Consider the following 12123-nt stretch of genomic DNA (forward strand, 5'->3'; position numbering starts at 1 on the left):
GCCCGGCACCCGCGACGCCGACCGCGTGCTGCGCGGCGTCGGCGTGGGCCGGCGGGGCGTCGTCGGGCCGGTCGCCCAGGTGCAGCCGCCGCCGCACGTCGACGACGACGCACCGCTGCTGGTGGACGGCGTCCCGGCGGACCCGGCGAGCGCGCACCGCATCGTCGACGAGGCGTTCACGCGCGTCGTCGAGGACCTGCGGGAGCAGTCGTCGCGCGCGACGGGGACGGTCCGCGACGTGCTGGCCGCGACCGCGCAGATGGCCGACGACAAGGCGCTGCGCAGCCAGGTCCTCACGCGCATCTCGGCGGGCGACCACGTCGTGCACGCGGTCGACGGGGTCGTCGCGATGTTCGCGACGATGTTCCAGCAGGCGGGCGGCTACCTCGCCGAGCGCGTCACCGACCTGCACTCGGTGCGCGACCGCGTCGTCGCGCAGGCCCTCGGTCTGCCCGCACCGGGGGTCCCGCACCTCGACCGACCCTCGATCGTCGTCGCCCGGGACCTCGCGCCCGCCGACACCGCGGCGCTCGACCTCGACAAGGTCCTCGCGATCGTCACGGAGCTCGGCGGCCCGACGGGCCACACCGCGATCATCGCCGGCCAGCTCGGCCTGCCGTGCCTGGTCCAGGTGCCCTTCGCCACGACCGTCGAGGACGGCACCGAGGTCGCCGTCGACGCCGCCGCCGGCACCCTGACGCTCGACCCCGACGACGCGCTGCGGACCGAGCTGGCCCGCCGCGCACAGGTCGAGGACGCGCTCGCGGCCGACACCGCCGCGGGCGGGACGGCCGACGGGCGGCCCGTGCAGCTGCTCGCCAACATCGGCACCGCCGAGGACGCCGAGCGGGTCTCCGCCGCGGCCGTCGAGGGCGTCGGCTTGTTCCGCACCGAGGTGCTGTTCCTCGAGCGCACCACCGCCCCGACCCGCGAGGAGCAGTCCGCCGTCTACGCGCGGGCGCTCGCGGCGCTGGGGGAGCGCAAGGTCGTCGTCCGCACGCTCGACGCGGGCGCCGACAAGCCGCTCGCGTTCGCGACGCAGGCCGACGAGGAGAACCCGGCGCTCGGCGTCCGCGGGTACCGGCTCGTCCGGAACGACCCCGACCTGCTCGAGGTCCAGCTCGCCGCGCTCGGCGCCGCGCAGTCCGAGACGGGCGCCGCGCCCTGGGTCATGGCGCCGATGATCGCGACCGCCGCCGAGGCGCGGGACTTCGCCACGCGCGCCCGCGCGCACGGCCTGTCGACGGTCGGCGTCATGGTCGAGATCCCCGCGGCGGCCCTGCGCGCGCGGGAGATCCTCGCGGAGGTCGACTTCGTCTCGCTCGGCACCAACGACCTCGCGCAGTACACGATGGCGACCGACCGCCTGCGCGGCGAGCTCGCCGACCTGCTCGACCCGTGGCAGCCCGCGGTGCTCGACCTCGTCGACGCGACCGCCCGCGCCGGGCAGGAGCTGCACAAGCCCGTCGGGGTGTGCGGCGAGTCGGCGTCCGACCCGGTGCTCGCGCTCGTCCTCGTCGGGCTGGGCGTGACGAGCCTGTCGATGTCCGGCGGCGCCGTCCCGGCCGTCCGGTACGCGCTGCGCCACCACACCGGTGCGCAGTGCGCGACGATGGCCGCGGCCGCGCTCGCGGCGGAGTCGGCGGAGGCCGCGCGCGCCGCGGTCGTCGCGATGCTCGTGCCGGACGTGCGCGACACGCTCGGCGTCTGAGCGGACGTCGCGGCGGGCGCCACGACCGGTGCCCGTCGCGGCGGGCGCCACGACCGGTCCCCGCCACGACGGGCGTCACCCGGCGGGGCGACGTCGGCCGACACCCCTGCCGCGCGGGTCCGGAGGACAGGTGCCGCGCGTACCCTGACGCGCATGGCGCACGACGGACACACCGAGCTCCACGACCCGGAGACCGACCCGCTCGCGACGTACGTGCTCGAACCCGAGGACGTCCGCACGCTCCTCGCCCGCGTCGTCGCCGAGCCGGGCGCCGCGACGCACACCGCGCACGCGCCCTACACGGGCGGCCCGATCGCCGCGGTGCCGCTGTCCACCCCGGCCGACGTGGCCCGTGCCGCCCGCGCGGCGCGCGCCGCCCAGCGGCTGTGGGCCGCGACGCCCCTGCGGGCGCGCACCGCGGTGCTGTCGCGCGTGCACGACCTCGTGCTCGCCCGGCAGAGCGACGTGCTCGACCTCATCCAGCTCGAGACCGGCAAGGCGCGCGTCGCGGCGTTCGAGGAGGTCTGCGACATCGCGCTCGTGTCGCGGCACTACGCCGCGCGCGCGGGCCGGTACCTGCGCACGCGCCGCGTCCCCGGCCTCATCCCGGGCCTCACGTCGGTCCGCGTCCTGCGGCACCCCGTCGGCGTCGTCGGGATCATCGCGCCGTGGAACTTCCCGCTCACGCTGACGCTCGGCGACGTCCTGCCGGCGCTCGTCGCGGGCAACGCCGTGATCCTGCGCCCCGACCCGCAGACCGCCCTGACGGCGCTGTGGGCCGCGGAGCTGCTCGAGGAGGCCGGGCTGCCCGAGGGCCTCGTCCAGGTCGTCGTCGGCGACGGACCGACCGTCGGTGCGGCGGTCGTCGAGCACGCCGACCACGTGAGCTTCACGGGATCGACCGCGACCGGTCGCGTCGTCGCGGCGAGCGCGGGGGAGCGGCTCGTGCCCGTGACCCTCGAGCTCGGCGGCAAGAACCCGATGTACGTCGCGGAGGACGCCGACGTCGAGGTCGCGGCCGAGGGTGCGGTCCGCGCGTGCTTCGTCGGCACCGGCCAGGTGTGCGTGAGCATCGAGCGGATCTACGTGCGCGAGGAGGTGTTCGACGCGTTCGCCGACGCGTTCGCCCGTCGCACGCGCGCGCTGCGCCTCGGCTCGGGGCTGGACTACCGCTCCGACGTCGGGTCGCTCACGTCCGCCGCGCAGCTCGCGACCGTCGTCGAGCACGTCGAGGACGCGATCGGCCACGGCGCGACCGTCCTGGCCGGTGCCGTGCACCGCACCGACGTCGGTCCCTACTTCTACGAGCCGACGGTCCTCGTCGACGTCCCGCCCGAGGCACGCCTGCACCGCGAGGAGACGTTCGGCCCGGTCGTCGCGCTCTACCCGGTCGCGTCGGACGACGAGGCCGTCGCCGCGATGAACGACAGCGACCTCGGCCTCAACGCGAGCATCTGGACCGCCGACACGCGCCGCGGTGCCGCCCTGGCCCGCCGGGTGCGCGCGGGCACGGTCAACGTCAACGAGGGGTACGTCACCACGTGGGGCTCGGTCGGTGCCCCGCAGGGCGGGGTCGGCGACTCCGGGCACGGGCACCGGCACGGGCGCGAGGGCCTGTGGGGGACGACGCGCGTCCAGACGGTCGCCGTGCAGCACGGCGTGCACGCGGGCCTCGGGATGCACCGCCTGTTCGACCTGGGCACCGAGACGTGGCCCCGGGTCTACACCGAGGTGCTCCGCGCGATGAAGGCGGCCCGCCTCCCCTGACGCCCGCGACGTCCGCTGGCCCGCCGAACGCGCCATCACGCACGCCTGGAGCCCCCGACGCGTGCCTGATGGCGTGCTCGGCGGGTGCGGAGGCGGAGGCGGGGTAGGGGGTGGGGAAGGGCCGGGTGGGCGTGCCGCGTCAGGCGTGGCCGGCGGCCGCCGGGGCGGGGTCCGTCTCGTCCGACGTGCCCTCGAGGCCGGCCTTCTCGATGGTCGCGACGGCCTGGCGCGCGATCGCGAGCTCCTCGTTCGTCGGGACCACCATGACGCGCGTGCTCGTCCAGTCGGGCGAGATCGTCGTCGGCTCCTTCTTGCGGCCCGCGTTGCGCTGCGGGTCGACCGCGATGCCGAACGGCTCGAGCCCGGCGAGCGCGAGCGCGCGCACCGCGTCGTCGTTCTCCCCGACGCCCGCGGTGAACGTGATGACGTCCACGCGGCCCAGGACGGCCATGTACGCGCCGACGTACTTGCGCAGGCGGTGGATGTAGACGTCGAGGGCGCGCTGCGCGCTGGGGTTGCCCTCCTCGACGAGGCGGTGGATCTCGCGGAAGTCGTTCTCCCCGGCGAGCCCCTTGAGGCCCGAGCGGCGGTTGAGCAGGTCGTCGATCTCGTCGACCGACATGCCCGCGTTGCGCTGCAGGTGGATGAGGACCGCGGGGTCGACGTCGCCCGAGCGCGTGCCCATGACGAGGCCCTCGAGCGGGGTCAGTCCCATCGACGTCTCGACCGCGACACCTCCGCGCACCGCCGACGCGGACGCGCCGTTGCCGAGGTGCAGGACGATCTGGTTGAGCTCCTCGACGCGACGGCCGAGCACGCGCGCGACCTTGCCGGACACGTACTCGTGCGACGTGCCGTGGAACCCGTACCGCCGCACCCCGTAGGTCGTGGCGACGCCCTGGTCGATCGCGTACGTCGCGGCCGCGTCGGGCAGCGTGTGGAAGAACGCGGTGTCGAACACGACGACGTGCGGCACGTCCGGCAGGAGCTCGCGCGCGACCTCGATGCCCGTGAGGTTGGCGGGGTTGTGCAGCGGGGCGAGGGGCGCGAGCGCGTCGATGCGCGCGATCACCTCGTCGTCGACCAGCGCGGGGCCCGTGAAGTCGGACCCGCCGTGCACGACGCGGTGCCCGACCGCGACGACGTGCGCGGCCGCCAGGTCGGGGCCGATCTCGTCGAACAGGCCCAGGACGACCCGCAGCCCCGCGCCGTGGTCGGCGATCACCGTGTCGCGCGTCGTCGTGCTGCCCGCGAACGTGTGCTTGACGGTGCCGACGTCCTCGCCGATGCGCTCGACGATGCCCGCGGCGATCGCCTCGCCGCCGACCGGGTTGACGAGCTGGTACTTGATCGACGACGACCCGGAGTTCACGACGAGGACGCTGCCGTGGGCTCCGTGCGCGCTGTGCGGGCGGGGCTGGGTGATGGTCATCGGACGACGGCCTCCGAGGTCGTGGTCGCGCCGGCCGGTGCGTCGGCCTGCGCCTGGATCGCGGTGATCGCGACGGTGTTGACGATGTCCTGCACGAGCGCGCCGCGGGACAGGTCGTTCACGGGCTTGTTGAGGCCCTGGAGGACCGGGCCGACGGCGATCGCACCGGCGGACCTCTGGACGGCCTTGTACGTGTTGTTGCCGGTGTTGAGGTCCGGGAACACGAAGACGGTGGCGCGGCCGGCGACGGCGGAGTCGGGCAGCTTCGTCTGCGCGACGGACGCGTCGACCGCGGCGTCGTACTGGATCGGGCCCTCGACGGACAGGTCGGGGCGGCGCTCGCGGACCAGCGCGGTCGCGGCGCGCACCTTGTCGACGTCGGCGCCCGTGCCGGACGCGCCGGTCGAGTAGGACAGCATCGCGATGCGGGGCTCGATGCCGAACTGCACGGCGGTCGCGGCGGACGAGATCGCGATGTCGGCGAGCTGCTCGGCCGTGGGGTCGGGGATGACGGCGCAGTCGGCGTAGACGAGCACGCGGTCCTCGAGGCACATGAGGAAGCAGCTCGACACGCTGCTCGTCCCGGGGGCCGTCTTGATGATCTCGAACGACGGCTTGATGGTGTGCGCGGTCGTGTGCGCGGCGCCCGACACCATGCCGTCGGCGAGCCCGAGGTGGACCATCATCGTGCCGAAGTACGACACGGACGGGACGATCTCCCGCGCGCGCTCGACCGTCATGCCCTTGTGCGCGCGGATCTGCGTGTACTCCGCCGCGAACCGCTCGACCCACGCGGGGTCGTGCGGGTCGATCAGGTCGGCGTCCGCGAGGTCGAGGCCCAGCTCGGTCGCGCGGGTGCGGATCGCGGCGGGCTCGCCGAGGATCGTGAGGCGTGCGACGCCGCGGCGCAGCAGGGTCGAGGCGGCGCGCAGGATCCGGTCGTCGTTCCCCTCGGGCAGCACGATGTGCTTGCGGTCGGCGCGCGCCCGGTCCAGCAGCTCGTACTCGAACATGAGCGGCGTGACGACCTCGGGCCGCGCGACGTCGAGCGCCCCGAGCAGCGCGGTGCCGTCGACGTGCTCCTCGAACAGCGCGAGCGCGGTGTCGACCTTGAGCTGGCTGTCCGCGGACAGGTGGCCGCGGGTGGAGGCCGCCGCGCTCGCCGAGCGGAACGACCCCAACGACGTCGTGATGATGGGCAGGCGCGTGCCGAGGCCGTCGATGAGACGCATGACGACCGGCGACGGCTCGAACCCGCCGTTGAGGATGATGCCGGCGAGCGAGGGGAAGCCCTCGGCGGCGTGCGCCATGAGCAGGCCGAGCAGCACGTCCGACCGGTCGCCCGGCGTGATGACGACGGCGCCGTCGGCGATCCGGTCGAGCAGGTGCTCCACGGACATCGCGCCGACGAGCACGTCGAGGACCTCGCGGGACAGTAGCTCGTCGTCGCCCGCCCTGAGCGAGCCGCCGACGGCCTCCATGAGCTGGCGGACGGTCGGCGCGGTGAGCAGCGGGCTCTCGGGCAGCGCGAACGTCGGCAGGCCCGTGCCGCCCTCGACCTCGGCCTTCACGGCGTCGAGCGCCGCGGGACCGCACCGGTTGACCGTGACGGCGAGCACCTGCGCGTGCTCGTCGCGCATCGCCCCCACGACGATGTCGACGACCTGGTGGATGGCCTCGGGCGTGCGGCCCGACCCGTTGACGACGAGCACGACCGGCGCGCCGAGGTTGGCCGCGATCCGGCCGTTGTACGCGAGCTCCGTCGGGCCGGCGACGTCCGTGTAGTCCGAGCCCACGACGACGACCGCGTCGCAGCGGCGCGCGACCTCGTGGTACCGCTGCACGATCTTGCCGAGCGCGGCCTCCTGGTCGGCCAGCACCTCCTCGTACGTGACGCCGACGCACTCGTCGTACGTGAGGTCGACGCCGTCGTGCGCGAGCAGCAGCTCGAGCACGTAGTCGCGCGTCTTGGTCGAGCGGGCGACCGGCCGGAACACCCCCACCCGCTGGACGCTGCGCGAGAGCAGGTCGACGAGGCCGAGCGCCACGACGGACTTGCCGGAGTCCCCCTCGGGGGAGGTGAGGTAGATGCTGCGGGCCACGGGGGCTGCTCCTGGTGCGTGATCCCCGAGGTGCCGGGGGTGGTGCTGGTGCGGGGGTCGTGCTCGTGCTCCGGACGGGACGGGCGGGTCGCGGCGGTTCGCGGTGGCGTCGGCGCGACCCGCCCGGGTCCGGCGGTGGCCCGCGTGCGTCACGGGCCGGTGCGAGGGCGGGCCCTCGCGGGGGTGCTACTCGTTGTCACCGCCCGTGGAGACGGTGGCGTTCTGCTGCGGGCCACCCTGCTCCGTGGCGGTCTCGCCCGCGTCGGGCCACACCCAGTCGCGCACCTCGGGCAGGTCGTCGCCGTGCTCGCGGGTGTACTCGCGGGCCTCGATGCGCTTGTCGACCATGCGCTGACGCAGGCCGGCGTACGCGGTGCCCAGGTGCGGCACGCGGTCGATGACGTCGATGACGAGGTGGAACCGGTCGAGGTCGTTGAGCATGACCATGTCGAACGGCGTCGTCGTCGTGCCCTCCTCCTTGTACCCGCGCACGTGGATGTTCGCGTGCCCGTTGCGGCGGTACGTGAGGCGGTGGATGAGCCACGGGTAGCCGTGGTACGCGAAGATCACCGGCCGGTCGGCGGTGAACAGGCCGTCGAAGTGCGTGTCCGACAGGCCGTGCGGGTGCTCCTTCTCGTCCTGCAGCCGCATGAGGTCGACGACGTTGATGACGCGCACCTTGAGGTCGGGCAGCTCGCGCTTGAGGATGTCGGCCGCGGCCAGCACCTCGAGCGTGGGCACGTCGCCCGCCGCGGCCAGCACGACGTCCGGCTTCTCGCCCGCGACCTCGGTGCCCGCCCACTCCCAGATGCCGAGGCCGCGCGTGCAGTGCGCGATCGCCTCGTCCATCGTGAGGAAGTTCGGCGCGGGCTGCTTGCCGGACACCACGACGTTGACGTACTGCCGGCTGCGCAGGCAGTGGTCGTACGTCGACAGCAGGGTGTTCGCGTCCGGCGGGAAGTAGACCCGGACGACCTCGGCCTTCTTGTTGATGACGTGGTCGACGAAGCCGGGGTCCTGGTGGCTGAACCCGTTGTGGTCCTGCCGCCACACGTGGCTCGACAGCAGGTAGTTCAGCGACGCGATGGGCCGGCGCCACGGGATGTGGTTCGTGACCTTGAGCCACTTCGCGTGCTGGTTGAACATCGAGTCGATGATGTGGATGAACGCCTCGTAGCAGTTGAACAGCCCGTGGCGTCCGGTGAGCAGGTAGCCCTCGAGCCAGCCCTGGCACTGGTGCTCCGAGAGCATCTCCAGCACGCGCCCCGCGCGGGACAGGTGCTCGTCGACCTCCTCGCCGTAGAAGTCCGCGTTCCACTGCTTGTCGGTGGTCTCGAACACCGCCTGCAGACGGTTCGACGCGGTCTCGTCCGGCCCGAAGATCCGGAAGTTGTCCGGGTTCTGCTTGATGACGTCGGTCAGCCACTGGCCGAGGACGCGCGGCGCCTCGCTGATCGAGCCGGCTGGCGTCGGCACGTCGACCGCGTAGTCGCGGAAGTCCGGCAGGCGCAGGTCCTTGAGCAGCAGCCCGCCGTTCGCGTGCGGGTTGTCGCTCATCCGCAGGCCCTCGGGCGGCGCGAGCGCGCGGATGTCGTCGTTCAGCCGACCCGTCGCGTCGAAGAGCTCCTCGGCCTTGTACGACTCGAGCCACGTCCGCAGCACGTCCAGGTGCTCCGGGGTGTCGCGCGCGCTCGACAGCGGCACCTGGTGCGCACGCCACGAGCCCGTCGTCTTCTTGCCGTCGATGTAGTCCGGGCCGGTCCAGCCCTTCGGCGTGCGGAAGACGATCATCGGCCACATCGGGCGCTCGTCCTTGCCCGCGCGGGCCTGCTCCTTGATCTCCGCGATCTCGTCGAGGACCTCGTCGAGCAGCGTCGCGAAGCGGCCGTGGATGTCCGCGTGGGACTCGTCGTCGAAGCCCGCGACGAACACGTGCGGCTTGTGCCCGTAGCCGACCATGAGGGCCTCGAGCTCGTCGTCGCTGATGCGGGCCAGCACCGTCGGGTTCGCGATCTTGTACCCGTTGAGGTGCAGGATCGGCAGGACGACGCCGTCCTTCACGGGGTTGACGAACTTGTTCGAGTGCCAGCTCGTCGCGAGCGGGCCCGTCTCCGCCTCGCCGTCGCCGATGACCGTCGCGACCAGCAGGTCCGGGTTGTCGAACGCCGCGCCGTACGCGTGCGACAGCGCGTAGCCGAGCTCGCCGCCCTCGTGGATCGAGCCCGGCGTCTCCGGGGCCACGTGCGACGGGATGCCGCCCGGGAACGAGAACTGCCGGAACAGCCGGCGCAGACCCTCGTCGTCCTCCGTGATGTCCGTGTAGACGTGCGAGTACACGCCGTCGAGGTACGCGGAGGCGACGAGGCCCGGACCACCGTGGCCCGGGCCCGTGACGTAGATCGTGGACTGCAGGCGCTCCGCGATGACGCGGTTGAGGTGCGCGTACAGGAAGTTGAGACCGGGGGTGGTGCCCCAGTGGCCGAGCAGACGCGGCTTGACGTGGTCACGCGTCAGCGTCTCGCGCAGCAGGGGGTTGTCCAGCAGGTAGATCTGGCCGACCGACAGGTAGTTGGCGGCACGCCACCACTGGTCGATGCGTTCCAGCGTCTCCGCGGAGACAGTCTCGCCGGACCCCCTGCGCCAGGTGGTCTCGGCCGACGTCGCAGTGCTCATGCTCGCTCCCCATCGTCGTCCGGCTGCTTGCCTCGCCGGTGCCCCCGTTGCCAGCGTTCCCTGGGATCGCACCGAGTTCCGGGACTTCCGACCTACGGCCGGGGAACGACGGCACGCCCACGTGTCATACAACCGCACAACGGCCCCCTGCGCAGGAGGTGACGTTGGTCTCGTTCGGCCCGTCACCGGGTGTCCGCGCGCAGGTCAGCCGGTGTTGGCGCGGTCGTCGAGGGGGTCCTTGGCGGTGCGGCGCGGGCGGTGTGCAGGGGCGTCGGCCGGGCCGGGTTACCGTGACCCGGTGACCGAGCAGGAGGCGCCGACGACGACGTGGTGGCAGGCCGCGCGACGCCCGCGCATGCTCCTGCTGCTCGTCGTGCTCCTCGGAGCCGCCGCGGTCTGCGGGCGGCTCGGCGCGTGGCAGCTCGACCGCGCCGAGGTGCGTGGCGCCCGCGCCGAGGCCCGGCACGTCGCCGAGCAGGTCGCCGCGGACCCCGTCCCGCTCGACGACGTCCTCGCGCCGCAGACCGCGTTCCACGGCGACATGGTCGGCAAGAAGGTGTCCGTGACCGGCACGTACGACACGTCCGGGCAGCTCCTCGTCCCGGGGCGCGCGCACGACGACGTCACCGGGTACCTGGTCCTGACGCCGCTGCACGTGCCCGGCGCTGGGTCCGACGGGGGTGAGGCCGTGCTGCCCGTCGTGCGCGGCTGGGTGGGCTCGCCCGCCGACGCCGACGCGCCGCCGGCCGGCGTGGTGGACCTCGTCGGCTACCTCCAGGTGTCGGAGGCCGCCGGCAGCGGTGTGCACGACGGCCAGACCGACGCGATCAGCTCGCCCGAGCTGCTCAACGTGTGGGGCGGGCCGATCTGGACCGGCTACCTCGTCGTCGCGTCGTCCGCCCCGGCGCAGTCCCCGGACGTCGTCCTGCTCGACCCACCGCGCTCGCCCGGCGCGGGTCTCAACATCCAGAACCTCGCGTACGCCGCGCAGTGGTGGATCTTCGGCGGGTTCGCCGTCGCGCTGTGGTGGCGGCTCGTCCGCGACGAGGCGGCGGGGGACCGTCGGCTGCCGGAGGATGAGGGCGAGCCGGGGCCCGAGTCCGAGCCCGCGCTCGAGACGACGTCTGAGCCCGAGCCCGCGGAGCCCGAGCTCGAGTCCTCCGAGTCCGGGTCCGAGCCCGACGGCGGGCGGTCACCGGTCGCCTGACCTAGCGTCGGTCGCATGACCGTCCTGGACCTGAGTGGCCGGACCGCGCTCGTGACGGGCTCGACGCAGGGGATCGGCGCCGCGATCGCCGTGGGCCTCGCCCGCGCGGGTGCGCGGGTCGGCGTGAACGGACGGACCGCGGAGTCGGTCGACGCCGCGATCGCCCGGCTGACCGAGCAGGTACCTGACGCGGACGTCGTCGCGGCGCCCGGCGACGTCACGACCGACGACGGCACGGCCGCCGTGCTCGAGCGCCTGCCCGACGTCGACGTGCTGGTCAACAACCTCGGCATCTTCGAGGCGCGGCCCGCGCTCGAGGTCACCGACGACGAGTGGCGGCGGTACTTCGAGGTCAACGTCCTCACGGCCGTCCGGCTCACACGTGCCTACCTGCCCGGCATGATGTCGCGTGGGTGGGGGCGCGTCCTCATGATCGCGAGCGACTCCGCGGTCGTGATCCCCGCCGAGATGATCCACTACGGCGTCTCCAAGACTGCCCTGCTCGGCGTCTCGCGCGGGTTCGCGAAGGAGGCCGCCGGGACGGGGGTCACGGTCAACTCCGTGATCGCCGGCCCGACGCACACCGGCGGTGTCGAGGACTTCGTCTACCAGCTCGTCGACCGGTCGCTGCCGTGGGACGAGGCGCAGCGCGAGTTCATGCGTCTGCACCGCCCGCAGTCGCTCCTGCAGCGGCTGATCGAGCCCGAGGAGATCGCGCACCTCGTCGTCTACCTGTCGTCGCCGCTCGCGTCCGCGACCACCGGTGCCGCGGTGCGCGTCGACGGCGGTTACGTCGACTCGATCCTGCCGTGACGCGCCGGTCCTGACGCCCTCGACTGGCGCGCCGGGCCCGACGCACCCGGTCTGACGCACCAGACGCGGCCCACCAGGTCTCACGCAGCGGATCAGACGCGGCGGGTGCGACGGATCGGGTGTGATCCGGCGGGGACTGACGCTGCGGGCCTGACGGACCACGGCGTGCGGCCATCGCCGGTGCCGGACCGCCGGGTCCGCGGCGAGCGACGACCGGTGCCCCTTCGGGCACCCGGACGTGCCCCGAGCGGCGCGCCCGTGGTCTCGTCGGGCCCGTAGCCCGGCGGCAGCGTCGGGAGGGTGTCTGCGGAGCACCGCGCGGCCCCGCCGCGTCCGCTGCCGGACGCGCGTGGGCGCGCCCGACCTGTGCGCGCCGACCCCCGGGCCAGCGCGCGACCCGACGCGGCCGTCGTCACGG

General features: G+C 73.7%; 7 protein-coding genes. 4 read left to right on the forward strand and 3 right to left on the reverse strand.

Translation table 11 applies throughout. The features are described from left to right. Positions 1-1711: phosphoenolpyruvate--protein phosphotransferase (gene ptsP / locus CTKZ_RS13825; RefSeq protein ID WP_443090078.1), on the forward strand; the 1711-nt coding region annotated here is incomplete at its 5' end. 153 nt (positions 1712-1864) lie between these two features. Further along, entirely contained in the window at positions 1865-3478 is a 1614-nt protein-coding gene (locus CTKZ_RS13830; RefSeq protein WP_124343493.1) for a succinic semialdehyde dehydrogenase, read from the forward strand. A gap of 139 nt (positions 3479-3617) precedes the next feature. Here CTKZ_RS13830 and CTKZ_RS13835 read toward each other — a convergent pair whose 3' ends face one another. The 3 genes from CTKZ_RS13835 to CTKZ_RS13845 all read right to left on the reverse strand — a co-directional run bounded on the left by CTKZ_RS13835 (position 3618) and on the right by CTKZ_RS13845 (position 9685). Next, complete coding sequence (locus CTKZ_RS13835) at positions 3618-4910, reverse strand: acetate/propionate family kinase (protein WP_124343494.1); 1293 nt, start codon at positions 4908-4910, stop codon at positions 3618-3620. Then, complete coding sequence (pta, locus tag CTKZ_RS13840; protein ID WP_124343495.1) at positions 4907-7012, reverse strand: phosphate acetyltransferase; 2106 nt, start codon at positions 7010-7012, stop codon at positions 4907-4909. The genes CTKZ_RS13835 and pta overlap by 4 nt, the downstream gene beginning before the upstream one ends. A 186-nt stretch (positions 7013-7198) precedes the next feature. Then, entirely contained in the window at positions 7199-9685 is a 2487-nt protein-coding gene (locus tag CTKZ_RS13845; protein WP_124343496.1) for a phosphoketolase family protein, read from the reverse strand. 298 nt (positions 9686-9983) lie between these two features. Between CTKZ_RS13845 and CTKZ_RS13850 the strand changes: the two genes are divergently transcribed. Together CTKZ_RS13850 and CTKZ_RS13855 are read left to right on the forward strand one after the other, a co-directional pair. Next, positions 9984-10892, forward strand: coding sequence for an SURF1 family protein (locus tag CTKZ_RS13850; protein WP_124343497.1), 909 nt, complete (start codon positions 9984-9986; stop codon positions 10890-10892). Positions 10893-10907: 15 nt separating this feature from the next. Further along, positions 10908-11705, forward strand: a complete 798-nt coding sequence (locus tag CTKZ_RS13855; protein WP_124343498.1) for an SDR family NAD(P)-dependent oxidoreductase — start codon at positions 10908-10910, stop codon at positions 11703-11705. Positions 11706-12123 lie beyond the last annotated feature (418 nt).

Source organism: Cellulomonas algicola, assembly GCF_003851725.1.
GTDB lineage: Bacteria > Actinomycetota > Actinomycetes > Actinomycetales > Cellulomonadaceae > Cellulomonas > Cellulomonas algicola.

What these genes read in the sequence shown, in the direction of transcription:
- CTKZ_RS13830 (WP_124343493.1), top strand. Translation starts at nt 1,865, where the DNA reads ATGGCGCACGACGGACACACCGAGCTCCACGACCCGGAGACCGACCCG.
- CTKZ_RS13835 (WP_124343494.1), bottom strand. Translation starts at nt 4,910, where the DNA reads ATGACCATCACCCAGCCCCGCCCGCACAGCGCGCACGGAGCCCACGGC.
- CTKZ_RS13845 (WP_124343496.1), bottom strand. Translation starts at nt 9,685, where the DNA reads ATGAGCACTGCGACGTCGGCCGAGACCACCTGGCGCAGGGGGTCCGGC.
- CTKZ_RS13855 (WP_124343498.1), top strand. Translation starts at nt 10,908, where the DNA reads ATGACCGTCCTGGACCTGAGTGGCCGGACCGCGCTCGTGACGGGCTCG.